The following is a 24347-nucleotide window of genomic DNA, read 5'->3' on the forward strand; positions in this document are numbered from 1 at the left end:
CCTGCCCGGTCGGGCTGCTGATGTGCGCAACGACACCGGCCGATTATAGCGAGCGGCTTTTTTGGCGGGCCGGGGCGCCGGAACGCTCGCCAGCCCCATCCATTTGAACGGTGCGCCGCCGGTTGCTGCTGCGCAGCAACGCGCGCGGCGGCATCGCGGGGCCTTTGCGCCGTGCGTCGCGGGTTTTCCGCACCGTTCATCTGGACGACTGTTCGGCCGTTTTCCCGCTGCGGACACTGCGTCGCGACAACACCAACGACAAACCGATGCAGGACGGTATGGAGAACCCGACGTGACGACACCCCGCTTCATCCGCACGGCCGCGGCCGCCGCGGCGCTTGCCGCATGCGGCGCCGCCGCGCACGCGCAGTCCGCCCTCACGCTGTACGGCGCGCTCGACGCCGGCGTGCAATATCTGACGCACGCCGACGGGCATCGTTCGGCCGTGCGGTTGCAGAACTACGGCATCCTGCCTTCGCAGTTCGGGATCAAGGGCCACGAGGATCTCGGCGGCGGGTGGCGGGCGCTGTTCAAGCTCGAACAGGGCCTCAACCTCAATGACGGCACCGCGACCGTGCCCGGCTACGCGTTCTTCCGCGGCGCATATGTGGGGATCGCCGGGCCGGTCGGCACCGTCACGCTCGGCCGCCAGTTCAGCGTGCTGTTCGACAAGACGCTGTTCTACGACCCGCTCTGGTACGGGTCGTACAGCGGTCAGGGCGTGCTCGTGCCGATGAGCGCGAACTTCATCGACCACTCGGTCAAATACCAGTCGCCGTCGTTCGCCGGCTTCGACGTCGAGGCGCTCGTCGCGACCTCGGGCGTCGCCGGCAATACGCGCGCCGGACGCGTGCTCGAGCTCGGCGGCCAGTACACGAGCAACGGCCTGTCGGTCAGCGCGGTGCTGCATCAGGCGCACGGCGACGTATCGGCGGCGGCCGACGCGTCTGCGCGGCGTCGCGAACTCGGCACGCTCGCCGCGCGTTATGCATTCGCGACGCTGCCGCTCAGCGTGTATGCGGGCGTCGAGCGCCTGACCGGCGACCTCGACGCGGCCCGCACGATCGTCTGGGGTGGCGCGCGCTACCTGACATCGAACGGAATCGGCCTGAACGCGGGCGTCTACCACACCGATTCGCGCACGCCGGCGATCGGCCATCCGACGCTGTTCATCGCGAGCACCACGTACGCGCTGTCCAAACGCACCGTCGCGTACCTGAACCTCGGCTATGCGCGCAACAGCGGCCAGAGTTCGCAGACCGTCTACGAATACGACCCGACGCCGCTCGCCGGCGCGTCGCAGTTCGGCGCGATGGTCGGCATGTACCACCTGTTCTGATTCCGTCAACGAGATCCCGCCATGAAAACCTTGTCCTCCGATGCCGCCCTCTCGCCCGACGGCCGCGCATCGACATTCGCGCGCGCGACGCTCGTCGCGCTCGTCGTGTTCGCGGCCATCACGCCGCTGCTGCTGCTCGTGGCGCCCGCCGTCGCCGGTCGGCTGGCGACGCAGCTCGGTTTGTCCGCGTCGCAAATCGGCATCTACTTCTTCGTCGAACTCGGCGCGTTCAGCGTCGCGACCGTGCCGTCGTACCTGTGGCTCGGTCGCATCGACGCGCGCCGCGTCGCCGCGTTCGCCATCGCGGTGTTCGGCGCGGGCAACCTGCTGACCGCGCTCTGGATGCCGGGCTTTGCCGCGCTGCTCGCGCTGCGCGCCTTCACCGCGCTCGGCGGCGGCTCGCTGATGGTGCTCTGCATGACGAGCGCGGCGACGAGCAAAAACAGCGACCGGGTGTACGGCCTGTGGGTCGTCGGCCAACTGATCGCGGGCGCGATCGGCCTGTTCGTGCTGCCGCACGTGTTCGCCGCATTCGGGCTGCGCGCGCTGTACGTCGGGCTCGCCGCGCTCGCGCTGCTCGCGGCGCCGCTGTCGCGCGGCTTTCCGTCGTCGCTCGGCATGCGGACGGCATCCGCGCACACCGCGCGCAGCGACGCACCGCGAACGCCGCGACGCTTCGTCGTACTCGCCATCGCCGCGGTGCTGACGTTCTATCTCGCGATCGGCAGCGTGTGGACGTTCGCGAGCCGCGCGGCGGCCGAGGCCGGGCTCGATCCGCAGTCGACCGGCAACGTGCTCGCGATCGCGAGCGTGATGGGGATCGCCGGCGCGGCGCTCGCGTCGTGCGCGGGCGGCCGGCTCGCGCGGCGCGCAATGCTGGCGGCCGGTTACGGGCTGCTCGCGGCGTCGCTCGTCGCGCTCGCCGCGCTACGTGACACCGGCGGCTACAGCGCGGCGATCTTCGTGTTCAAGTTCGCGTGGACCTTCGTACTGCCGTTCATCCTCGCGACCGTCGCGCAGATCGACACGTCGGGCCGCCTCGTCGCGACGCTCAATTTCGTGATCGGCGCGGGGCTCGCCGCCGGCCCGCTGCTGGCGGGCCTGATGCTCGACGCCGGCGGCACGATGCGCGCGCTGTTCGCGGCCGCGACGGCCGTCGCGATCGTGTCGTTCGCCGCGCTGCGCCACATCGATCGCCGTTCTTCCGTTTCCTCCCAACCGTGACAGGTCACGCATCCATGAATCGCACTGCCTTCTTCACCGACGAACGCACTTTCTGGCATACCGGCGGCACGCACGCGCTGTTCTTTCCGGTCGGCGGCTGGGTCCAGCCGCCATCGAGCGCGGGCTACGCGGAATCGCCCGATTCGAAGCGCCGCTTCCTGTCGCTCGTGCAGGCATCGGGCCTCGCCGCGCAGTTGGACCTGCGCGGCGCCGAGCCCGCGACGGCCGCCGACCTGCTGCGCATTCATCCCGCGCACTATCTCGACGCGTTCCGCGCGCTGAGCGACGCGAACGGCGGCGACCTCGGCGAGCTCGCGCCGTTCGGCAAGGGCAGCTACGAGATCGCCGCGCTGTCGGCCGGCCTCGCGATCGCGGCGGTCGACGCCGTCGTCGGCAAGCGCGCGGCGAACGCGTTCTCGCTGTCGCGGCCGCCCGGCCATCACTGCCTGCGCGACCGCCCGATGGGCTTCTGCCTGCTCGCGAACATCCCGATCGCGATCGAAGCCGCGCGCGCGAAGCACGGCATCGAGCGCGTCGCGGTGATCGACTGGGACGTGCATCACGGCAACGGCACGCAGTCGATCTACTACGACGATCCCGATACGCTGACGATCTCGCTGCACCAGGACCGCTGCTTCCCGCCCGGCTACAGCGGTGCGGACGATCGCGGCGAAGGCGCGGGCGTCGGCGCGAACCTGAACGTGCCGCTGCTCGCGGGCAGCGGCGACGATGCGTATCGCCATGCGTTCGAGCGGATCGTGCTGCCGGCGCTCGTGCGCTTCCGCCCCGAGCTGATCGTCGTCGCGAGCGGCCTCGATGCGAGCGCGGTCGATCCACTCGCGCGCATGCAGCTGCATACCGACAGCTACCGGTTCATGACCCTCGCGGTGAAGGAAGCCGCGCAGCGCCATTGCGGCGGGCGACTGGTGATCGTTCACGAAGGCGGCTATTCGGAGGCGTACGTGCCGTTCTGCGGGCTCGCGATCGTCGAGGAACTGGCCGGCATTCGCACCGAGGTCGCCGATCCGATGCTCGACCTCGCGATCGCGCAGCAGCCGGACGAGCGGTTCGTCGCGTTCCAGCGCGCACTGCTCGACGAACTGGCCGTGTCGTTCGGGTTGTAACGCGCGGGAACGAACGTGACGGGGCCGGCCCGTGCCGGCCCTTGCGCGATCGGTGCGGATGGGGTTTCCTGTGTCTTTACCCCTGTTCCGGCACGAGGCCGCACTCTTCCGATGAAATCGTCCCCGCGCGACAACAACGACAACGCCAAAACGCGCCGCCAGCCGTCGAAGCTGGCCCTGAACATCGCCGCCGTGACGGTCGGCCTCATCACGTTCGCGATCGGCGCGGCGTGGGTAATCTATAGCTGGATCGTCGATCGCGAAGCGCAGTATTTCGCGATTCCGCTGGTGTTCTCGGTGCCGGTGATCGTGGCCGTCGCGATCCGCAGCTTTTGGGAATAAGTGCGGCGGAAACGACGAAGCGCTCATCTACGAGCCATTTGCAGGCCGGCATGCGTTCCCGGACTGTTGCATGCTGCCCTTCGATACAACACTGAGTGCGGACACAGCCAGCACCGTACCAACCGATTTCAGCACGGATTCCGCGGAAGGAGGCGCACCGCCCGCGATCCGCCACCCCGAGGAAGTCGACGTGGAAGCGGAGCAGTCCAGCGGCTTCCTGACGGTCGCGTCGGGTCTGGCGCTCCACGCCACGTTGTCGGCAGGCGTGGCCGCGACAGCCGGCATGGCCAGCATCAGCGCCAGAACGCCGATCGACGTGCGTATGGTGTGGGTCATCGACGGTCCCCGGTTGAACAGCCCGCGTGTATAAAAGGCTTTGCCATGTTACATGCCGCCGATTTAACGTGCCTGCGCAAACGGCATCCTCCCGGCTGACGGCCATCAACAAAAAAGCGCTGCGGTCAGCCGACCGGCAGCGCTTTTTCGCGAACGTGCCCTGACGGGGCACGTTCGACTTCTGGTGCGTGAGGCCGGACTCGAACCGGCACACCCTTGCGGGCGTCAGGACCTAAACCTGGTGCGTCTACCAATTTCGCCACTCACGCGTATTTCCGTCGCCTGATCGCGCGGGACGCAAGATGCGTGCTCCACGCGCCCGGGGCTTGCCCGGGACTTCTCACGCCGGCCCGAAAACCGGCACGCCCGATCAGGCGAGCGCGAGATTCTACCCGATCCGTTCGGCGTTGTCTCGCCCCGTCGGCGCCCGTCGTGCCGCGGTGCTAGAATGCCGCGCTCGACGTTTCGGCAGCGCGCCGCCGCGCGTCCCCCGAACCCGCCCCCACCCGATTTCGCCCGTGAACTTCGACGACTACTGTCAGCAAAAGGCCGCCCCCGCCGGCTCCAGCGTCTACTACGCGCTGCGCCAGGCGCCGCTCGCCACGCAGCCGCGCCTGACCGCGCTGTTCGCGCTGCGCCGCGAACTCGAGGAAACCGTCAAGGAAACCAGCGATCCGACCGTCGGACACACGAAGCTCGCGTGGTGGCACAAGGAACTCGCGGCACTCGCCGACGGGCAGCCGTCGCACCCGGTCACGAAGGCGCTCGCGCAGCATCACCCGGCAATCGCCGCGGAAGCCGATGCATTGCGCACGCTCGTCAACGGTTACGGGATGGACCTCGAACAGGCGCGCTACCTCGATTTCGCGAACCTGCAGCGCTATATCGCGCAGGTCGGCGGCACGTTCGCGTCGCTGGTTGCGCGCGCCAGTTCGCCGAACCCGGCCGATCCGCAGCCGTGGGCCGCGGACGTCGGCCGCGCGCTGATGCTCGCGCAATTCGTGCAGGAGCTCGGCAACGACGCGCGCCACGGCCGCATTTATTTGCCGATCGACGAACTCCAGCGCTACAACGTGACCGCGGCCGATCTGCTGAATCGCCGCTACAGCCCGGCCTTCACCGAATTGCTGCAATTCCAGACGACCCGCGCGCGCGAAGCGCTCGCGGCCGCCGATGCGGCGATTCCCGCCGCCGAACGTCGCGCGCAGCGCACACTGCGCGCGCAGCTCGCGCTGGCCGGGGCGCTGCTCGACGAAATCGCGCGCGACGGCTACCAGGTGCTGCACCAGCGCATTGCGCTCACGCCGATCCGCAAGCTGTGGATCGCGTGGCGCGCCGCACGCCGCCGCTGAGCGGCGCGCCTCACACCTTCAGCAGCGGCAGCGTATCGAAACGCTGCTGCAGCACGCGCGTCGCATCGAGCCCCCACCACGGCCCAAGCACGGTCGCGTAAAGCTGGCGGAAATCGACCGCGACCGGCAGGTTGCCGTTGCCGTCGAGCCGCCCGAGCGCCGGCGGCGCACCGTACAACCCGCCCGCCACGCGGCCGCCCATCACGAAATGCGGCGCGGCCGTGCCGTGATCGGTGCCGTTGCTCTGGTTCTCGCGCACGCGCCGCCCGAATTCCGCATACGTCATCACGAGCGTCTCGTTCCAGCGCCCGAGTTCGATCAACGCCGCGCGCATCGCGCTCATCCCGTCCGCGAACTGCTTGAGCAGCGCGGCGTGCTGCCCCGGCTGGTTCTGGTGCGTGTCGAAGCCGTTGAGCGTCAGGCGCAGCACCGCGACACCGTCCTGCGCGCCGGGGCCGGACGCTTCGCACGCGGCCAGCACCTGCATCGCGGTCTTGACCGACGTGCCGAACGCGCCGGCCGGAAAGGCCGTCCTGAATTCGCGCATCCCGCCGCGCGGGCGCAGCCGGTCGGCCGCCTTCACGATGTCGTTCTCGACGTCGATGATGTGCGCGAGCGCCGGGTTCTGCTCGCGCAGCGACGACGGTTCGGCGAGCCGGGCCGCACGGATGAACTGCGCGGGATTGACGAGCGCGATCGCGCGCGCGCCGTTCGACAGCGGCCCCATCTCGGCGCTGCCGAGCACGACGCCGTCCGCCGCGAAACCGGGCGGCACGGGCGCCTGCGCGAACGTGCGCGTGAGCCAGCCTTCGTGCAGGTACTGATCCGAGCGCGACGCGGTGTCCCAGATCTCGATCGAACGGAAATGCGACAGGTTCGGCTGCGGATAGCCGACCCCCTGCACGACCGCGACCTGCCCGTCGCGCCACAGCGGCATCAGCGGCGCGAGCGACGGGTGCAGCCCCGTCTGCGCGTCGAGCTGCAGCACCTGGTCGCGCTTGATGCCGATGCTGCGCCGGAGCGGGTAATACAACGGATCGGCATACGGCACCACCGTGTTGAGGCCGTCGTTGCCGCCCTTCAACTCGACGAGGATCAGCACGTTCGCATACCCGGTCGCGGACTTGCGCCCGGCCGGCGTCGCGGCAGCCGCCATCGCGGGCGCTTGCCACATCGACACGCCGGCAGCGGCCGCGGCGCCTGCGAGCGTCAGAAAATCACGTCGGTTCATCGCACATCCTTTGGTTCGCCGCCGCGGCGGCTGCCCGCTTCGTCGTCGTTTGCATCATTTCAGTTGATAGGCCGGATCCATCAGCAGCGCCTCGAGATACGCGCTGCCGGTCGAATCCGTGTCGATCGCCGCGACCGGCGAAAGCTGCAACACCGCGTGCTGCAACTGCAGTTCGGTCGACAATCCCGCGACCGCCTGCGGCCGCGCGCGATACTGGGCGAGCCAGCGTTCGAGGTCGAAACGCAGGCCGCCGCGCGCCGGCTTCGCCGGCAGGCCGCGCAGGCCGACAGCGGACGCCGTGTCGATCACCGGCATCGCGTGCGCACGCGCGTTCGGCGGCGGCGTCATCGCGCCACGGGCCGGCGGCCGCATGCCGGCCGTCTCGGTCGCGCGGAACAGCTGCTCGACGAACTGCTTGCGCGACAGCAGCGTGGTGCTGTTGATCCACAGCGCGCCGCCCGGCCAACCCTTCACGTTCGGCGGATAGAACAGGTTCTGCCCGAGCGTGCGCACGGTGTCCGCGAGCATCTGCGGATCGCCGTATGCCACGTCGAACAGCCGCACCGACCCGACCACGAATTCCGCCGGCGACTTGACCAGCACGCCGCGGTTGCGCGGATCCCAGAACGCGTCGGTCGACCACAGCGCGGCGAGCGCCGCGCGAATGTCGTAGCCGCTCGCGCGAAACCGGTCGACCACCGCATCGAGCGCACCCGGCTCCGGCGCATCGGACACGAACTCGCGCCACAGCTTGCCGGCGATGAAACGCGCGGTGCCCGGCCGCTTCAGCAGGACGTCGAGAAAGCCATCGCCGTCGAACGGCCCGGTTTCGCCGAGGATCGTCTTGTCGCCGGCATCGTGCCAGTCGGGCCGCACCGCGAAGCGCAGCGTATCGGGATCGACGGTCCAGCCCGTCATCGCGCGCGCGGCTTCGGTCACGTCGTATTGTGTGTAGTGCCCTTCGCCGAGCGTGAACAGCTCCATCACCTCGCGCGCGAAATTCTCGTTCGGCCGCCCCTTGCGATTGCTCGCGCCGTCGAGATACTGCAGCATCGCCGGGTCCTTCGCGACCGCGTGCAGCAGCGTGCCGAAGTTGCCGAGCGCCTCGCGGCGAAACAGCGCGTTCTGCGCGGCCATCGTTTGCGGATAAGGGACCTTGTCCTGTCCGGACGTGAAATGCCCATGCCAGAACAGCGTCATGCGCTCGGTCAGCGGCGACGGCGTCGCGACCATCTCGTTGACCCAGGCCGCGCGCAACGCATCATAGCGGCGATTGCGCTCGCGCTGCTCGTCGCGCCGCATGTCGGGCGTCAGCGCCTGGCGCTGCGCGCGCGTCGGCGGCGGCTCGGCGAGCCAGTCGGGCCACGTCGTGACGGGTTCGCGTCGCGCGCTGCCGAGGGTGTCGGCGACGACCTGCGCGCGCGTCATGCCGACGATGCGCGCGACCTCGGCGGGCGCGGGAGAGAAACCGGTGCGGCTGAGGAAAAACAGTGCGTCGTCGGCATCGAGCGGCGACTGCATGGCAGGCGACGGCGCCGGTGCGGCAGCGTTCGCTTTCATCGTCATGGACTCCGGGAACGCACCGGCGGTGCGGATGCCCGTACAACGGCATTCGGCAGCAGAAAGTTGACGGAAAAAGTGCTACGAATTCTTTCCGCGCGGACACTTCCGCGCAAGAAGAATGACGGCACGCGTCAGCGCTTGTACAGCTCGCGAACGGCGTCTTCGATGTGCTGGCGCAACAGGTGCCGCTCTTCGGGCGTCATGTGCCCGTCGCGGCGGCGCTGTTCGAGATCGGGAGGCACGGCGGAACGGACCGTCATATCGGCGGCGCGATCGGGTTGCGGCGCTTTGCCGCGCGGCAGCTTGCGCGACGATGCGCCCTGCTCGGGGCGCTGCGCATACGCGAAGTTCGACGCATACGGACCGGCAAGCGCGATCGTCAGCATCAGTGCAATCCGGGCAGATCGCATGACCGTCCTCGCTTCTTTGGTCGATTTGTTCCCTTCGTCACGCGGCAACCGGTTACCTCTGGTACTTGAAAAACCCTGCGGAATTCGGGTGTGCAAAGATGAAAGATGGAGTGCAGGGGAGTATCTACCGAATTTCGGCTTCGAGTAAAGGAATCTCTATAGCCTGCCTTTACTCGGCGCGACACTACGGGTAAATTTTGTAACCGACTGTAACGCACGAAAATCCCCGGCCGTGCGTCAATTCCCATTCGCGATAAGATGCCGATCATGGAAACGAAAAACCCCTCCAAGATTCTCGTCGTCGACGACGACCCTCGCCTGCGCGATCTGCTGCGCCGCTACCTCGGCGAACAGGGTTTCAACGTCTACGTCGCGGAAAACGCGACCGCGATGAACAAGCTCTGGGTACGCGAGCGCTTCGACCTGCTCGTGCTCGACCTGATGCTGCCGGGCGAAGACGGCCTGTCGATCTGCCGCCGGCTGCGCGGCAGCAACGACCGCACGCCGATCATCATGCTCACCGCGAAGGGCGAAGACGTCGATCGCATCGTCGGCCTCGAGATGGGCGCCGACGATTACCTGCCGAAGCCGTTCAACCCGCGCGAACTGGTCGCGCGCATTCACGCGGTGCTGCGCCGCCAGGCGCCGGCCGAACTGCCGGGCGCGCCGTCGGAAACCACCGAGGTGTTCGAGTTCGGCGAATTCTCGCTGAACCTCGCCACGCGCACGCTGACGAAGTCCGGCCAGGAAATTCCGCTGACCACCGGCGAATTCTCCGTGCTGAAGGTGTTCGCGCGCCATCCGCGCCAGCCGCTGTCGCGTGAAAAGCTGATGGAACTCGCGCGCGGCCGCGAATACGAAGTGTTCGACCGCAGCCTCGACGTGCAGATCTCGCGCCTGCGCAAGCTGATCGAGCCGGATCCGGGCAGCCCGCGCTTCATCCAGACCGTCTGGGGCCTCGGTTACGTGTTCATCCCGGACGGCGCCGCCTGAGCTTCTTCCTTCCCGGTTTCGCCCCGCCCACGGCCCGTCCCATGCGTATCGACCGGCGCCTTTTGCAGCTCGCGTTCGGCGGGCTGTTCTGGCGCACCTTCCTGCTGATCGCGCTGCTGATCTCGGTCAGTCTCGCCGCGTGGTTCCAGAGCTTTCGCGTGATCGAGCGGGAGCCGCGTGCGCAGCGCGTCGCGCTCCAGCTCGTCGCGGTCGTGAAGCTCACGCGCACCGCCCTGCTCTATTCCGATCCCGACTTGCGGCGCGCGCTGCTGCAGGATCTCGAGAGCAACGAGGGCGTGCGCGTGTACCCGCGCGAGAAAACCGACAAGTTCAAGCTGCAGCCCGACGAATCGCTGAACCGCCTGATCGAACACGACATCCGCAGCCGCCTCGGCGACGATACCGTGATCGCGCAGTCGGTCAACGACATTCCCGGCGTGTGGATCAGCTTCAAGATCGACGACGACGATTACTGGGTCGCGCTCGACCGCGACCAGCTCGACAACGTCACGGGCCTGCAGTGGGCCGGCTGGGGGTTGTTCGCGCTCGCGCTGTCGCTGTTCGGCTCCGCATTCATCACGAGCCTCGTGAACCGGCCGTTCTCGCGGCTCGCGCTCGCCGCGCGCCAGGTCGGTTCGGGCCAGGCGCCCGAGCCGCTGCCCGAGCGCGGGATGGGCGTCGCGGCCGACACCAACCGCAGCTTCAACCAGATGGTGCGCGACCTCGAACAGCTCGAGGCCGATCGCGCGCTGATGCTCGCGGGCATCTCGCACGACCTGCGCACGCCGCTCGCGCGGCTGCGGCTCGAAACCGAGATGAGCCCGTCCGACCAGGCGACCAAGGACGCGATGGTCGACGACATCGAACAGATGGACCGCATCATCGCGGCCTTCATCGACTATGCGCGCCCGTCGCAGCGCAAGCCCGAGCCCGTCGACCTGTCGTCGGTCGCGCACGAAGTCGCCGCGCGCGTGTCGGGCGAGGACGGCGTCGAGATCCGCACGCGGCTCGCGCCGAGCGCGATCATCGAAGCCGACGAGACCGACATGCGGCGCGTGATCGGCAACCTCGTCGAGAACGCGCGCAAGTACGGTCAGAGCAAACAGGACGGCATTTCGCGCATCACGCTCGAGACGCGCGTGTCGCATGCGCGCGTCGAGCTGTCGGTGAGCGACGAAGGCCCCGGCATTCCCGAGGATCAACTGCCGCTCGTGATGCGGCCGTTCTACCGCGTCGACACCGCCCGCACCAAGGCGGACGGCACGGGCCTCGGAATGGCGATCGTGCTGCGGCTCGTCGGCCGCTATCGCGGCGCGCTGCGCCTGCGCAACCGCCACCCGGAAGCCGGCCTCGAGGTCACGCTGGAATTCCCCGGCGCCGGCAAGGCGCGTGCGACCGCGTGACACGCTCGCGCACGCATCTTGCGCGTCACACTATCGACCCGGTTGACAAAAGCTATGAGAGTCGTTAGTCAAAATCTATTGAAGCGCCTTGCTAATAGTGTTATAGTTTTCCCCATGCTGTCACATCATCGTTGCAGCACCGAGGTAGCTTGACTCAGTCTTCTTCCCAACTCACACAGGAGTATCCGCATGAAAACCGTGGGCGATAAACTCGAAGCTTTCACCGTCGTAGCCGCGAAGCCGGGCTTCAATAATCACGAGGAAAACGGCCAGTCGGCGTTCGAGACCGTCACCGAAGCGTCGTTCCCGGGCAAGTGGAAGATCATCTACTTCTATCCGAAGGATTTCACGTTCGTGTGCCCGACGGAAATCGTCGAATTCGCGAAGCTCACGAAGCAGTTCGAAGAGCGCGACGCCGTCCTGCTCGGCGGCAGCTCGGACAACGAATTCGTCAAGCTCGCATGGCGTCGTGAGCACAAGGACCTCGACAAGCTGAACCACTACTCGTTCGGCGACGTCAAGGGCGAACTGATCGACCAGCTCGGCGTGCGCGACAAGGAAGCCGGCGTGGCCCTGCGTGCAACGTTCATCGTCGATCCGGACAACACGATCCAGCACGTGTCGGTGAACAACCTGAACGTCGGCCGCAGCCCGGAAGAAGTCCTGCGCATTCTGGACGGCCTGCAAACGGACGAACTGTGCCCGTGCAACCGCGCAGTCGGCGGCGCAACGCTGTAAGCGTAGCAATGCACGAAGCCCGCGGCGCACGTCCTGCCTGCGGGCTTTTTTAACGGCCAACCCATAGGAGATATCAATGGAATTCATCGACTCGATTAAGGCACGTATCCCCGACTACGCGAAGGACATTCGCCTGAACCTCGATGGCACGATCTCGCGCTCGTCGCTCGAAGGCACCGATGCGGTCGGCGTGGCGCTGGCGGCGGCCATCGCGGCGAAGAGCACGGTGCTCGTGAAGACGATCCGCGAAGCCGGCGTGCTGTCGCCCGAAGAGACCAACGCCGTGCTGACGGCGGCCGCGCTGATGGGGATGAACAACACCTGGTATCCGTATGTCGAGATGGCCGACGACGCCGACCTGAAGACGCAGCGCGCCGAATTGCGGATGGGTGCGTACGCGACGCACGGCGGCGTCGACAAGCGCAAATTCGAGATGTACGCGCTCGCCGCGTCGATCGTCGGCAAGTGCCACTTCTGCGTGAAGTCGCACTATGCGCTGCTGAAGAACGAGCAAGGGATGACGACGACGCAACTGCGCGACGTCGGCCGCATCGCGTCGGTGATCAACGCCGCCGCGCAGGTGATCGCCGCCGAAGGCGAATAAGCGGTTGCACGGCGCGCGGCCGTGAGCCGCGCCTGCTGCAAACGAAAATGCCACGCATTCGCGTGGCATTTTTCATTTCGGCGGCGCGGCGTGCGGCGCGAACCGCACGCGCCGCCGTCAAGGTCGTCAGCCGCCCTGCTTCACCAGCAACGCGGCAGCCTGCGCCTCGATCCCCTCGCCGCGGCCGAGATAGCCGAGCTTCTCGTTGGTCTTCGCCTTCACGTTCACGCGATCGAGCGGCAGCCCGAGATCGGCCGCGATGTTCGCGCGCATCCCTTCGATATGCGGTGCCAGCTTCGGCGCCTGGGCGATCACGGTGGTGTCCACGTTCTGGATCGTGAAGCCGGCCGCCTTGATGCGTGCGGCGCACTCGCGCAGCAGCACGCGGCTGTCGGCGCCCTTGAATGCCGCGTCCGTGTCGGAAAAATGGCGGCCGATGTCGCCGAGCGCCGCCGCGCCGAACAGCGCGTCGGTGATCGCGTGCAGCAGCACGTCCGCGTCCGAGTGGCCGAGCAGGCCGCGTTCGTACGGAATCGTCACGCCGCCGATGATGAGGGGGCGCCCCTCGACGAGCTGGTGCACGTCGTAGCCTTGTCCGATTCTGAAATCCATGCGTGTTCCGATTGAGAGGGGGTGAATGTCAGGAAGCGTTCGCGGGGCGCGCGAGGATCGCTTCCGCGAGCGCGAAGTCTTCCGGATACGTGACCTTGAAATTGCGCAGGCTGCCCTGCACGACGCGCGGCGTATGACCAGCCCATTCGATCGCGCTGGCCTCGTCGGTCAGGTCGTGCCCTTCGCGCTGCGCCTGCAGGATCGCGTCGCGCAGCATGCCGATGCGGAACATCTGCGGCGTCTGCGCCTGCCACAGCGCGTCGCGCGACTCGGTGCGCGCGATCGCGTCGCCGCCGGCCGGCACGCGCTTGAGCGTATCGGCCACCGGCAGCGCGACGATCCCGCCGACCGGGTCGTCCTTCAGCGTCGCGACCAGCGTGCGGATCAGCGCCGGCGTGATGCCCGGGCGCGCGGCGTCGTGCACGAGCACCCAGTCGTGGTCGGTCGCGCCGAATTCGGCCAGCTCCAGCAGCCCGTTCAGCACCGACGCCTGCCGCGAGCCGCCGCCGCAGCGGCGCACCGCGAAGCGCAGGCCCGCGAAGCGGCGCGCGTCGAAATGGGAATCGTCGGGCGCGAGCACGACGAGCGTCTGCGCGAACTCGCTGCATGCGTCGAACGCAGCGAGCGTGTAGTGCAGCAGCGCGCGGCCGGCCAGCGTGCGGTATTGCTTCGGCACGGCCGAACCGGAACGGCTGCCCGTGCCGGCGCAAGGAATCAGGGCGAAAAGTCGGGGAGTCACGAAGGGAAACGCCGGAAAGGTGAAATCGAGAAGCGGATTTTATAATAGGTCTTTCGTCTCGACCGGCGCACGCGATGCGCCCGTGCACGCCACCCCTGTCGTCCCTATGCCAGATAACGCTTCCACCCCGTCCGCTTCACCCGTTGCCCGCGTCAAGCCCGGCCAGCGTTTTGCCTTCGACGGCGCGCACGGCTCCGCCGACGCGCTCGCCATCGCCCGTTATCTCGCCGACAACCGCCAGGACGTGCCGCTCCTCGCGGTGATCTGCGCGAACGCGGTCGACGCGCAGCGGCTGTCGCAGGAAATCCGCTACTTTTCGCCCGATGCGCGCGTGCGCCTGCTGCCCGACTGGGAAACGCTGCCGTACGACACCTTCTCGCCGCACCAGGACCTCGTGTCCGAGCGCCTCGCCACGCTGCACGACCTCGGCGAGGGCCGCTGCGACATCCTGCTCGTGCCCGCGACCACCGCACTGTACCGGATGCCGCCCGCGTCGTTCATGGCCGCGTACACGTTCGCGTTCGCGCAGGGCGAGCGGCTCGACGAGGCGAAGCTGAAGGCGCAGCTCACGCTGGCCGGCTACGAGCACGTGAGCCAGGTCGTGCGGCCCGGCGAATACTGCGTGCGCGGCTCGCTGATCGACCTGTACCCGATGGGTTCGCCGCTGCCGTACCGGATCGACCTGTTCGACGACCAGGTCGATTCGATTCGCGCGTTCGATCCCGACACGCAGCGCAGCCTCTATCCGGTGCGCGACGTGCGCCTGCTGCCCGGCCGCGAGTTCCCGTTCGACGAAGCGGCGCGCACGGCCTTCCGCAGCCGCTGGCGCGAAACCTTCGAAGGCGATCCGAGTCGCGCGCCGATCTACAAGGACATCGGCAACGGCGTGCCGTCGGCCGGCATCGAGTACTACCTGCCGCTGTTCTTCGACGAGACGGCCACGCTGTTCCACTACCTGCCGCAGGACGCGCACCTCGTGTTCACCGGCGATCTCGACGCGTCGATCCGCCGCTTCACGGCCGATACGAAGCAGCGTCACGCGTTCCTCGCACACGATCGCGAGCGGCCGATCCTCGAGCCGCAGCGGCTGTTCCTGTCCGACGAGGATTTCTTCGCGTTCGCGAAGCCGTTCGCGCGCGTCGTGCTGCCCGCGCAGCCGGCCGGCGGCTGGGCGACCGCGCTGCCCGAACTGACCGTCGACCGCCATGCGGACGATCCGCTCGCGTCGCTGCGCACGTTCGTCGAATCGTCGGGCAAGCGCGTGCTGCTGACGGTCGAATCGGCCGGCCGCCGCGAGACGATCCTGCAACTGCTGGCCGAACACCACCTGCGCCCCGCGTCGAACGACGACTTCGCGGGCTGGCTCGCGAGCGACGAACGCTTCGCGCTCGGCGTCGCGCCGCTCGCGAACGGCTTCGCGGTGCCGGGCGAAGGCTATGCGATCGTCACCGAAACCGAGCTGTACGGCGCGCTCGGCCGCCGCGCGGGCCGCCGCCGGCAGGAACAGGCGAGCAACGTCGACGCGATGGTGCGCGACCTGTCGGAGCTGAAGGTCGGCGATCCGGTCGTCCACGCGCAGCACGGCATCGGCCGCTACATGGGCCTCGTGTCGATGGATCTCGGCGAGGGCGAAACCGAATTCCTGCATCTCGAATACTCGGGCGACAGCAAGCTCTACGTGCCCGTCGCGCAACTGCACGTGATCTCGCGCTACAGCGGCGCCGACCCCGACAGCGCGCCGCTGCACGCGCTCGGCTCCGGCCAGTGGGAGCGCGCGAAGCGCAAGGCCGCGCAGCAGATCCGCGATACGGCCGCCGAGTTGCTGAACCTGTACGCACGCCGCGCGGCCCGCGAAGGCCATGCGTTCTCGCTCGACCCGCGCGACTACGTGAAATTCGCGGAAAGCTTCGGCTTCGAGGAAACGCCCGACCAGGCCGCGGCGATCGCGGCCGTGATCGGCGACATGACGAGCGGCAAGCCGATGGACCGCCTCGTGTGCGGCGACGTCGGCTTCGGCAAGACCGAGGTCGCGCTGCGCGCGGCATTCATCGCGGTGCTCGGCGGCAAGCAAGTCGCGCTGCTGTCGCCGACCACGCTGCTCGCCGAGCAGCACACGCAGACCTTCGCCGACCGCTTCGCGGACTGGCCGGTGCGGATCGTCGAGCTGTCGCGCTTCAAGACCGCGAAGGAAGTGAACGCGGCGATCGCGCAGATCAACGAAGGCAGCGTCGACATCGTGATCGGCACGCACAAGCTGCTGTCGTCGGACGTGCAGTTCAAGCGCCTCGGCCTCGTGATCATCGACGAGGAACACCGCTTCGGCGTGCGCCAGAAGGAAGCGCTGAAGGCGCTGCGCGCGGAAGTCGACGTGCTGACGCTCACCGCGACGCCGATCCCGCGGACGCTCGGGATGGCGCTCGAAGGGCTGCGCGATTTCTCGGTGATCGCGACCGCGCCGCAGAAGCGGCTCGCGATCAAGACCTTCGTGCGCCGCGAGGAGGAAAGCGTGATCCGCGAGGCGATGCTGCGCGAGCTGAAGCGCGGCGGCCAGGTGTACTTCCTGCACAACGAGGTCGAGACGATCGAGAACCGCAAGGCGATGCTCGAGGCGCTCGTGCCCGAAGCGCGCATCGTGATCGCGCACGGCCAGATGCACGAGCGCGAACTCGAACGCGTGATGCGCGATTTCGTCGCGCAGCGCGCGAACGTGCTGCTGTGCACGACCATCATCGAGACCGGCATCGACGTGCCGAGCGCGAACACGATCATCATGCACCGCGCGGACAAGTTCGGCCTCGCGCAGCTTCACCAGTTGCGCGGCCGCGTTGGCCGCTCGCACCACCAGGCGTACGCGTACCTGCTGGTGCACGATCCGCAGTCGCTGACCAAGCAGGCGCAGCGCCGGCTGGAAGCGATCCAGCAAATGGAGGAACTGGGCTCGGGCTTCTATCTCGCGATGCACGACCTCGAGATCCGCGGCACCGGCGAGGTGCTCGGCGACAAGCAGTCGGGCGAAATCCACGAGATCGGCTTCCAGCTCTATACGGACATGCTGAACGACGCGGTGAAGGCGCTGAAGAACGGCAAGGAGCCCGACCTCACCGCCCCGCTCGCCGCGACGACCGAAATCAACCTGCATGCGCCCGCGATCCTGCCGGCCGACTACTGCGCGGACGTGCAGGAGCGGCTGTCGCTGTACAAGCGGCTCGCGAACTGCGAGCACGGCGACGCGATCGACGGCATCCAGGAGGAATTGATCGACCGCTTCGGCAAGCTGCCGCCGCAGGCGCACGCGCTCGTCGAGACGCACCGGCTGCGGATCGCCGCGAAGCCGCTCGGCATCGTGAAGATCGATGCGAGCGAAGTCGCGATCGGCCTGCAGTTCGAGCCGAATCCGCCGATCGACCCGATGCGGATCATCGAGATGGTGCAGAAGCATCGCCACATCAAGCTCGCGGGCCAGGACAAGCTGCGCATCGAGACGCGCTCGCCCGATCTCGCGATCCGCGTATCGACGATCAAGGAAACGCTGCGCGCGCTCGGCCCGAAACAGGGGGCGGCCGTCGCGGCCCGCTGATGCCATCCTGACGGGCGCGACGTTGCTGCACCGCATCGCGCCCGACGAAGGCGGGCCGGCGCGTTTTTGAGTATGATTTCCCATTCATCAGACGGAGTTTTGCCATGTCCACTCTCGACGCGACGGCGCCGTCCGCCGCCACCGAAGGCGACGCATCGCTCGTCAGCCTGCCCTGGGTCAAGCAACTCGTGTCGATGGACACGACGAGCCGCGTGCCGAACCTCGGCCTGATCGAAACGGTGCGCGACGCGCTCGCCGCAAAAGGCATCGCGTCGACGATCACGCACGATCCGCGCGAGGGCTGGGCGAACCTGTTTGCCACCGTGCCCGCGCACGACGGTTCGACGAACGGCGGCATCGTGCTGTCGGGCCACACCGACGTCGTGCCGGTCGACGGCCAGCAATGGGACAGCAACCCGTTCGCGCCGGAAATCCGCGACGGCCGCCTGTACGGCCGCGGCACCTGCGACATGAAGGGCTTCATCGGCGCGGCGCTCGCGCTGCTGCCCGAGATGCAGGCAACCAAGCTCGCGAAGCCGATCCATTTCGCGCTGTCCTACGACGAGGAAATCGGCTGCGCCGGCGCGCCGCTGATGATCGCCGATCTCGTGAAGCGCGGCGTGCAGCCGTCGGGCTGCATCGTCGGCGAGCCGACCAGCATGCGGCCGATCATCGCGCACAAGGGCATCAACGCGTACCGCTGCTGCGTGCGCGGCCACGCCGCGCATTCGTCGCTGACACCGAAGGGGCTCAACGCGATCGAGTATGCGGCGCGCCTCATCTGCCACATCCGCGACATCGCCGACCGTTTCCGCGCCGAAGGCCCGTTCGACGAGCTGTACGACGTGCCGTTCACGACCGCGCAGACGAGTACGATCCAGGGCGGCAACGCGATCAACACGGTGCCGGCCGAGTGCCGCTTCGACTTCGAATTCCGCAACCTGCCGACGCTCGATCCCGAGCAGATCTTTACGCGCATCGAAGCGTATGCGCAGCAAACGCTGCTGCCGCAGATGCGGCGCGAGCATCCGAACGCCGCGATCGAGTTCTCGAAGATCGCCGCGGCGCCCGGCCTCGACGCAACCGAACAGGCGGCGATCACGCAGCTCGTGCGCGCGCTGACGGCCGACCAGGACAAGCGCAAGGTCGCATACGGCACCGAGGCCGGGCTGTTCGAACGCGCGGGCATCCCGAGCGTCGTGTGCGGGCCCGGCAACATCGAGCAGGCGCACAAGCCGAACGAATATGTCGAGCTCGCGCAGCTCGCCGGCTGCGAGCAGTTCCTGCGCAAGTTCATCCGCAGCATGTCGGTCGACGCGCACTGACTGCCTCCCGCCACGCCGGCCCGCGTGTGCGGGCCGGCCCACTCCGCTACCCGCCACGTCATGTCGACTGAACAACAGGGCACTGCCCATACGACGATCGACGGCGAGCCGATTCCGACGCTCGACGAAATCGCCGCACAGCATTTCGCGTTGTCGCCGTGGGTCGCGCGCACGCCCGTGTTCGAACGCGCCGACCTGCCCTCCCTCGAAGGCACGCACGTCAACTTCAAGTTCGAGCTGCTGCAGGCAAGCGGCAGCTTCAAGGCGCGCGGCGCGTTCACGCATCTGCTCGCGCTCGACGAAGCCCGCAAGAACGCCGGCGTCACCTGCGTGTCGGCCGGCAATCATGCGGCGGCCGTCGCGTATGCGGCGATGCGGCTCGGCAGCAGCGCGAAGGTCGTGATGTTCCATACCGCGAGTCCGACGCGCATCGCGCAGTGCAAGCAGTACCGCGCGGAAGTCGTGCTGGCCGGCAGCGCGTCGCAGGCGTTCGATCTCGTGCGGCGCATCGAGGCCGAGGAAGGCCGCTTCTTCATTCATCCGTTCAACGGCTATCACACGATCCTCGGCACCGCGACGCTCGGCTACGAATGGGCGACGCAGACGCCGGACCTCGACGCGGTGATCGTGCCGATCGGCGGCGGCGGGCTCGCGGCCGGCATGGCGACCGCGCTGCGGCTCGCGAACCCGCGCGTGCACGTGTACGGCGTCGAGCCGGAAGGCGCCGACGCGATGAGCCGCAGCTTCGCGGCCAATCACACGATCAAGATGAGCGCGATGCAGACCATCGCCGATTCGCTGATGGCGCCGCACACCGAGGAATACAGCTACCAGCTGTGCCGGCGCCACCTCGACCGCATCGTCACCGTCTCCGACGACGCGCTGCGCGCCGCGATGCTGTTCCTGTTCTCGCACCTGAAACTGTCGGTCGAGCCGGCCTGCGCGGCCGCGCTCGCCGCGCTGCTCGGCCCGCTGCGCGAAACGCTGCAGGGCAAGCGCGTCGGCGTGCTGCTGTCGGGCACGAATACCGACCCCGCCACACTCGGCATGCATCTCGCGCACGCGCAACTGCGGCACTGACGCCGCATCCCGCGTGCGCCGGCCATCCTAGGGTTATCCCCAGATTATGTTGACAGCCCTGTTGATAACCCGCCGGACCCGCTCGCAAGTGATTGAGCGCGCAGCGTTTTGCGCGCGCGAAGGTCGATCGTCACGAAATGGGCAGATGCGGCGGCTGGCCGCATGCTCGATTGCATTCGCGCTGCTCGCCGGTTGCGCGGCACCGCCCTCGCCCACCTCCCACGCGCAACCTGCGGCCTGCACGCAACCGGGCGAAAGCCGCATGCTGCAGGCCGACCTGCTGTTCGGGCGCGACGTCGCCGGCCGCGGCCCCGTCACCGATGCCGAACGCGCGGCCTTCCTCGCCGACACGGTCACGCCGCGCTTCCCCGACGGCCTCACCTACTGGGACACGCACGGCCAGTGGCGCGACCGCTCGAGCGGCGCGATCACGCGCGAAGACAGCTTCGTGCTCCGTATCATCGCCGACGATACGCGCGACACGCGCACGCGGCTCGCCGCGATCCGGCAAGCGTACGTCGAGCGATTTCACCAGCAATCGGTCGGCATGACCGTCGTGCCGGCCTGCGCGTCGTTCTGATTCACCGTCTTCCGCTGGCGGCCGCGCGCAAAAAAACGGGCACCCGAAGGCGCCCGTCGCATGGCTGAAGCCCAGCGTCCCGCTTATTTGCTCTCGAACATGTCCATGATCTGCTGCTTCTCCTGCGGCGTGACGGGCGGCGGCGCCAGCCCGGCCGCGCCGGCCGAACCGAGTGCGTCGTTCGCGCTGATCGCGTTCTCGGCCGGGTTGATGTCGACGTTCGCGACGAAGCCGTTGCCCGGCGTGCGATCGGCGTAGTACAGCTCGCCGTCGATCGTCGTCAGGCCGTCCGGCATCGGCATCTGCTGCTCGGGCACGCCGTTCAGCGCGGTGCGCATGTAGTTCACCCAGATCGGCAACGCGAGCTGTGCGCCGAATTCGCGGCTGCCGAGGCTCTTCGGCTGGTCGAAGCCCATCCACGCGACCGCGACGAGCGATTGCTGATAGCCGGCGAACCAGCCGTCCTTCGCGTCGTTCGTGGTACCCGTCTTGCCCTGCAGGTCGTTGCGGCCCAGCGCGTTGGTGCCCGCGCCCGTGCCGCCCGTCGCGACCGAGTGCAGCAGGCTGTTCATCACGTATGCGTTGCGGCCTTCGATCGTGCGCGGCGCCGTGCCGCCCGCGACCACCGGCTGCGACTTCTGCAGCGGCTGGCCGCGCGCGTCGTCGACTTCGGCGATCAGGTACGGATCGACCTTGTAACCGCCGTTCGCGAACACCGCGTAGCCGGTCGCGAGCTGCAGCGGCGTCACGAGGCCCGCGCCGAGCGCCATCGGCAGGTACGGCGGCGTCTTCGCCGGATCGAAGCCGAAGCGCTGCGTCACGTACTGCTGCGCATACTGCGTGCCGATCGACGCGAGGATCCGGATCGACACCAGGTTCTTCGACCGCTGCAGGCCGGTGCGCATCGTCATCGGGCCGTCCGGCTGGTCGTCGTCCTTCGGCTCCCACGCGGTGCCGCCCGGCACGCTCGGCGGGAAGTACAGCGGCGCGTCGTTGATCATCGTCGCCGGTCCGAGCCCCTTGTCGAGCGACGCCGAGTAGATGAACGGCTTGAACGACGAGCCCGGCTGCCGCCACGCCTGCGTCACGTGGTTGAACTTGCTCTTGTTGAAGTCGAAGCCGCCGACGAGCGAGCGGATCGCACCGTCCTGCGGCGCGATCGCGACGAGCGCGCCCTCGACCTGCGGCAGTTGCACGACCTGCCAGCCCGTCTTGCCGTCCTTCAGCACGCGCACGACCGAGCCCGGCTTGATCCGCAGCGCGTTGTTCGCGCGCGGGCTCAGCGCGGCCGACACGAAGCGCAGCCCGGCCGGGCCGATCGTCGTGGTCGCGCCGCCGACGAACTGCACCTCGACCGCGTTCGGCGATGCCGACAGCACGACCGCCGATTGCAGGTCGCCGTTGTCCGGGTGGTCGGCGAGCGCGTCGTCGATCGCCTCGTCGCGCTCGTCGCCGGCCGCGGGCAAGTTGATCGACGCTTCGGGGCCGCGATAGCCGTGACGGCGCTCGTAGTCGAGAATGCCGCGACGCACGGCCTGATACGCGGCTTCCTGGTCGGCCGAATTGATCGTCGTCGTAACGGTCAGCCCGCGCGTATAGGTTTCGTCCTTGTATTGCTCGTACATCATCTGCCGCACCATCTCGGCGACGTACTCGCCGTGCACCGCGTACTGGTTGCCCGGCGTGCGCACGTGAATCTCTTCCTTGATCGCCTGGTCGTACTGCGGCTGCGTGATGTAGCCGATGTCGAGCATGCGCTTCAGGATGTATTCCTGACGCACCTTCGCGCGCTTCGGATTGACGACCGGGTTGTACGCGGACGGCGCCTTCGGCAGCCCCGCGAGCATCGCCGCTTCGGCGACCGTGATGTCCTTCAGGTCCTTGCCGAAGTACACGCGCGCCGCGGCCGCGAAGCCGTACGAGCGCTGGCCGAGATAGATCTGGTTCATGTACAGCTCGAGGATCTGGTCCTTCGTCAGGGCCTTCTCGATCTTGTACGCGAGCAGCATCTCGTAGATCTTGCGCGTGTAGGTCTTCTCGCTCGACAGGAAGAAGTTGCGCGCGACCTGCATCGTGATCGTGCTCGCACCCTGGCGCGCGCCGCCGTGCATCAGGTCGGCCACGCCCGCGCGCAGAATGCCGAGGAAATCGACGCCGCCGTGCTCGTAGAAGCGGTAGTCCTCGATCGCGAGCACGGCCTTCTTCATCACGTCGGGAATGTCCTGGAAGCGCACGAGGCTGCGGCGCTCCTCGCCGAACTCGCCGATCAGCACGTGATCGGCGGTGAACACGCGCAGCGGCACCTTCGGCTGGTAATGGGTCAGCGCATCGAGCGACGGCAGTTGCGGCGCCATCACGACCAGCGCGTAGCCGACGATCAGCGCGCCGACGACGGCCAGCGTCGCGAACAAGCCGACGAACCACAGCGCGACGCGCGAGCCGAACGTGCGGCGGCGCCCTCCGCCACCGCCACCGCGCTGCTGCGCGCGGCGGCCGTCGTCGCGATCGTCGTCATCGGGGTAATAGGCCCCGGACGGCGAACGGCGCAGCGTGTAGTGGGGTTCGTTCCTGTCGGAAGAAGAAGGCGGTCGTTTGATAATTGGCATGTCGGAATGGCGGGCGTACGTGGCGCCCTCGGACGCATGCGGAAATGCAAGCGGATGAATCAGAGTGGGTGCATCGAGATGCGGCTGTCACGTCGACAGACCCCGCCGCGCGGCGATCCGTTCCCGCGACGTGACAGCGCATTTTAATGAAATCGACCGGGTGCCTTCGCGATTTTTTGTAAAAATTCCCGCAATGCCGTGATTTGCGGCACGTATTGTCGGCATCCTCGGCCTATGATGGACACGCAATACGGCGCACGCAGGCGATTTTCTTTCAGTCGCGAAAGGTTGGCGTCCCGATGCGCGAGCCGCTTGAACTCGCGCGTTTAAGCCGTATTTAAGTGAACCGGTGGTGTAATATCCGCCGGCTCACGCGGGCCGGAACCGAAGCGGGACCGGCTCGCGACGGGCATTGCCGCGGTCACGCGGCGCCTTTCAACCACGGAGGATTTCATGTCGCTTTTCGACTCTATTTCGCGCACGATCAAAGGCCTGCTGAACGATGCGGCCGATTCGGTACAGGATCCGTCGCGCGACGCACGGCAGATCGTGCGGGAGCTCGACGACAGCATCGGCCGTGCCGAGAATTCGCTGATCGAGATCGAGGCACAGGTCGCAACCCAGCGCAGCAAGCGCGATGCGGCCGACGACAAGGTGAAGAAGTACGAGGACGGCGCGAAGCGCGCGCTGCAAGGCGGCGACGAAGCGCTCGCCCGCGAGGCGCTCGCGGCCCAGTCGAACGCGGAAGCCGAGCGCGATGCGCTCGCGGCCGAGCTGGCGACGCTCGAGCCGTCGGTCGACAAGCTGAAGGGGCAGATCGCCGACATGCGTCAGCGCCGCAACGACCTGAATGCGCGCTCGAACATCCTGCAGGCGAAGCAGGAAATCGCGCAGGCGAAGGACGTGGCCGCCAGCGCGCTGGGCGGCATCGGCGGCAAGAACCTGTCCGAGGATTTCCAGAAGCTCGAGGACAAGGTCGCGCTGCAGAACGCCCGCTCGGACGCGCGTCTCAATTCGGCCGACACGTCGAGCGGCAAGGCGCTCGACGACAAGCTCGCCGCGCTGAACAAGGGCCCGTCGGTGGAAGATCGCCTCGCCGCGCTGAAGAAGCAGCTCGATACGCCCGCGCAGTAACCGCCGCCGCGGGCCACCGCGCCGCGCCCCGGCCC

General features: G+C 67.8%; 22 protein-coding genes and 1 tRNA gene. 16 read left to right on the top strand and 7 right to left on the bottom strand.

Features of this window, described 5'->3' with window-relative positions:
• The first annotated feature begins 122 nt into the window (after positions 1-122).
• The 6 genes from KR541_RS09865 (at position 123) to KR541_RS09890 (ending at position 4399) form a co-directional block, all read left to right on the top strand.
• Positions 123-296 (top strand): hypothetical protein, encoded by a 174-nt coding sequence (locus tag KR541_RS09865; protein ID WP_235356189.1) that lies wholly within the window; start codon positions 123-125, stop codon positions 294-296.
• The gene (locus KR541_RS09870) at positions 293-1339 is read left to right on the top strand and encodes a porin (RefSeq protein WP_216089524.1); all 1047 of its coding nucleotides are present in this window, start codon (positions 293-295) and stop codon (positions 1337-1339) included. Before KR541_RS09865 ends, KR541_RS09870 begins: the two co-directional genes overlap by 4 nt.
• A gap of 21 nt (positions 1340-1360) precedes the next feature.
• On the top strand, positions 1361-2563 hold the full coding sequence (locus KR541_RS09875) for an MFS transporter (RefSeq protein WP_050013290.1): 1203 nt from the start codon (positions 1361-1363) through the stop codon (positions 2561-2563).
• Positions 2564-2577: 14 nt separating this feature from the next.
• A complete protein-coding gene (locus tag KR541_RS09880; RefSeq protein ID WP_089488551.1) occupies positions 2578-3687 on the top strand; it encodes a class II histone deacetylase in 1110 nt (369 codons plus the stop codon).
• 111 nt (positions 3688-3798) lie between these two features.
• Positions 3799-4029, top strand: coding sequence for a hypothetical protein (locus tag KR541_RS09885; protein ID WP_050013292.1), 231 nt, complete (start codon positions 3799-3801; stop codon positions 4027-4029).
• A gap of 70 nt (positions 4030-4099) precedes the next feature.
• Positions 4100-4399, top strand: coding sequence for a hypothetical protein (locus tag KR541_RS09890; protein WP_050013293.1), 300 nt, complete (start codon positions 4100-4102; stop codon positions 4397-4399).
• 148 nt (positions 4400-4547) lie between these two features.
• Here the strand turns inward: KR541_RS09890 and KR541_RS09895 are convergent.
• A tRNA-Leu gene (locus KR541_RS09895) sits at positions 4548-4634 on the bottom strand.
• 249 nt (positions 4635-4883) lie between these two features.
• Between KR541_RS09895 and hpnD the strand changes: the two genes are divergently transcribed.
• Positions 4884-5717 (top strand): presqualene diphosphate synthase HpnD, encoded by an 834-nt coding sequence (gene hpnD, locus KR541_RS09900; RefSeq protein ID WP_050013294.1) that lies wholly within the window; start codon positions 4884-4886, stop codon positions 5715-5717.
• Between the two features lie 10 nt (positions 5718-5727).
• On the opposite strand, the gene KR541_RS09905 is transcribed toward hpnD, so the two are convergent.
• The 3 genes from KR541_RS09905 to KR541_RS09915 all read right to left on the bottom strand — a co-directional run bounded on the left by KR541_RS09905 (position 5728) and on the right by KR541_RS09915 (position 8921).
• Positions 5728-6948, bottom strand: coding sequence for a DUF1501 domain-containing protein (locus tag KR541_RS09905; RefSeq protein WP_050013295.1), 1221 nt, complete (start codon positions 6946-6948; stop codon positions 5728-5730).
• A 54-nt stretch (positions 6949-7002) separates the two neighbouring features.
• Complete coding sequence (locus KR541_RS09910) at positions 7003-8508, bottom strand: DUF1800 domain-containing protein (RefSeq protein ID WP_050013336.1); 1506 nt, start codon at positions 8506-8508, stop codon at positions 7003-7005.
• Positions 8509-8642: 134 nt separating this feature from the next.
• Positions 8643-8921, bottom strand: coding sequence for a hypothetical protein (locus tag KR541_RS09915; RefSeq protein ID WP_006478566.1), 279 nt, complete (start codon positions 8919-8921; stop codon positions 8643-8645).
• Positions 8922-9179: 258 nt separating this feature from the next.
• On the opposite strand from KR541_RS09915, the gene ompR reads away from it, so the two are divergent.
• The 4 genes from ompR (at position 9180) to KR541_RS09935 (ending at position 12659) form a co-directional block, all read left to right on the top strand.
• Entirely contained in the window at positions 9180-9914 is a 735-nt protein-coding gene (gene ompR / locus KR541_RS09920) for an osmolarity response regulator transcription factor OmpR (protein ID WP_006478565.1), read from the top strand.
• 41 nt (positions 9915-9955) lie between these two features.
• Positions 9956-11317, top strand: coding sequence for an ATP-binding protein (locus tag KR541_RS09925; RefSeq protein ID WP_050013296.1), 1362 nt, complete (start codon positions 9956-9958; stop codon positions 11315-11317).
• Between the two features lie 189 nt (positions 11318-11506).
• Positions 11507-12055, top strand: a complete 549-nt coding sequence (locus tag KR541_RS09930; protein WP_006478563.1) for a peroxiredoxin — start codon at positions 11507-11509, stop codon at positions 12053-12055.
• A 76-nt stretch (positions 12056-12131) separates the two neighbouring features.
• Positions 12132-12659 (top strand): carboxymuconolactone decarboxylase family protein, encoded by a 528-nt coding sequence (locus KR541_RS09935; RefSeq protein ID WP_050013297.1) that lies wholly within the window; start codon positions 12132-12134, stop codon positions 12657-12659.
• Positions 12660-12785: 126 nt separating this feature from the next.
• Here KR541_RS09935 and ispF read toward each other — a convergent pair whose 3' ends face one another.
• Positions 12786-13271, bottom strand: a complete 486-nt coding sequence (gene ispF, locus KR541_RS09940; RefSeq protein ID WP_050013298.1) for a 2-C-methyl-D-erythritol 2,4-cyclodiphosphate synthase — start codon at positions 13269-13271, stop codon at positions 12786-12788.
• A gap of 28 nt (positions 13272-13299) precedes the next feature.
• Positions 13300-14010, bottom strand: coding sequence for a 2-C-methyl-D-erythritol 4-phosphate cytidylyltransferase (gene ispD, locus KR541_RS09945; RefSeq protein ID WP_050013299.1), 711 nt, complete (start codon positions 14008-14010; stop codon positions 13300-13302).
• A 19-nt stretch (positions 14011-14029) separates the two neighbouring features.
• Between ispD and mfd the strand changes: the two genes are divergently transcribed.
• The 4 genes from mfd (at position 14030) to KR541_RS09965 (ending at position 20572) form a co-directional block, all read left to right on the top strand.
• A complete protein-coding gene (gene mfd / locus KR541_RS09950; RefSeq protein ID WP_089488554.1) occupies positions 14030-17587 on the top strand; it encodes a transcription-repair coupling factor in 3558 nt (1185 codons plus the stop codon).
• 104 nt (positions 17588-17691) lie between these two features.
• A complete protein-coding gene (gene argE, locus KR541_RS09955) occupies positions 17692-18912 on the top strand; it encodes an acetylornithine deacetylase (protein ID WP_089488555.1) in 1221 nt (406 codons plus the stop codon).
• 60 nt (positions 18913-18972) lie between these two features.
• Positions 18973-19992, top strand: a complete 1020-nt coding sequence (locus KR541_RS09960; RefSeq protein ID WP_050013302.1) for a threonine/serine dehydratase family protein — start codon at positions 18973-18975, stop codon at positions 19990-19992.
• A gap of 145 nt (positions 19993-20137) precedes the next feature.
• The gene (locus KR541_RS09965; protein ID WP_050013303.1) at positions 20138-20572 is read left to right on the top strand and encodes a DUF3574 domain-containing protein; all 435 of its coding nucleotides are present in this window, start codon (positions 20138-20140) and stop codon (positions 20570-20572) included.
• An 83-nt stretch (positions 20573-20655) separates the two neighbouring features.
• Here the strand turns inward: KR541_RS09965 and KR541_RS09970 are convergent, their stop codons facing one another.
• Positions 20656-23178 carry a penicillin-binding protein 1A gene (locus KR541_RS09970; protein ID WP_050013304.1) on the bottom strand — a complete coding sequence of 841 codons (2523 nt, stop codon included), beginning with the start codon at positions 23176-23178 and terminating at the stop codon, positions 20656-20658.
• Positions 23179-23631: 453 nt separating this feature from the next.
• Between KR541_RS09970 and KR541_RS09975 the strand changes: the two genes are divergently transcribed.
• Positions 23632-24312 (top strand): PspA/IM30 family protein, encoded by a 681-nt coding sequence (locus KR541_RS09975; protein ID WP_050013305.1) that lies wholly within the window; start codon positions 23632-23634, stop codon positions 24310-24312.
• Positions 24313-24347: the final 35 nt, after the last annotated feature.

It is taken from the genome of Burkholderia sola, from assembly GCF_905400185.1.
In the GTDB taxonomy this organism is placed as follows: domain Bacteria; phylum Pseudomonadota; class Gammaproteobacteria; order Burkholderiales; family Burkholderiaceae; genus Burkholderia; species Burkholderia sola.

Coding starts and splice junctions, on each gene's coding strand:
- KR541_RS09875 (WP_050013290.1), top strand. CDS start 1,361: ATGAAAACCTTGTCCTCCGATGCCGCCCTCTCGCCCGACGGCCGCGCA.
- KR541_RS09880 (WP_089488551.1), top strand. CDS start 2,578: ATGAATCGCACTGCCTTCTTCACCGACGAACGCACTTTCTGGCATACC.
- KR541_RS09885 (WP_050013292.1), top strand. CDS start 3,799: ATGAAATCGTCCCCGCGCGACAACAACGACAACGCCAAAACGCGCCGC.
- KR541_RS09890 (WP_050013293.1), top strand. CDS start 4,100: ATGCTGCCCTTCGATACAACACTGAGTGCGGACACAGCCAGCACCGTA.
- KR541_RS09905 (WP_050013295.1), bottom strand. CDS start 6,948: ATGAACCGACGTGATTTTCTGACGCTCGCAGGCGCCGCGGCCGCTGCC.
- KR541_RS09910 (WP_050013336.1), bottom strand. CDS start 8,508: ATGAAAGCGAACGCTGCCGCACCGGCGCCGTCGCCTGCCATGCAGTCG.
- KR541_RS09915 (WP_006478566.1), bottom strand. CDS start 8,921: ATGCGATCTGCCCGGATTGCACTGATGCTGACGATCGCGCTTGCCGGT.
- ompR (WP_006478565.1), top strand. CDS start 9,180: ATGCCGATCATGGAAACGAAAAACCCCTCCAAGATTCTCGTCGTCGAC.
- KR541_RS09925 (WP_050013296.1), top strand. CDS start 9,956: ATGCGTATCGACCGGCGCCTTTTGCAGCTCGCGTTCGGCGGGCTGTTC.
- KR541_RS09930 (WP_006478563.1), top strand. CDS start 11,507: ATGAAAACCGTGGGCGATAAACTCGAAGCTTTCACCGTCGTAGCCGCG.
- KR541_RS09935 (WP_050013297.1), top strand. CDS start 12,132: ATGGAATTCATCGACTCGATTAAGGCACGTATCCCCGACTACGCGAAG.
- ispF (WP_050013298.1), bottom strand. CDS start 13,271: ATGGATTTCAGAATCGGACAAGGCTACGACGTGCACCAGCTCGTCGAG.
- argE (WP_089488555.1), top strand. CDS start 17,692: ATGTCCACTCTCGACGCGACGGCGCCGTCCGCCGCCACCGAAGGCGAC.
- KR541_RS09960 (WP_050013302.1), top strand. CDS start 18,973: ATGTCGACTGAACAACAGGGCACTGCCCATACGACGATCGACGGCGAG.
- KR541_RS09965 (WP_050013303.1), top strand. CDS start 20,138: ATGCGGCGGCTGGCCGCATGCTCGATTGCATTCGCGCTGCTCGCCGGT.
- KR541_RS09970 (WP_050013304.1), bottom strand. CDS start 23,178: ATGCCAATTATCAAACGACCGCCTTCTTCTTCCGACAGGAACGAACCC.
- KR541_RS09975 (WP_050013305.1), top strand. CDS start 23,632: ATGTCGCTTTTCGACTCTATTTCGCGCACGATCAAAGGCCTGCTGAAC.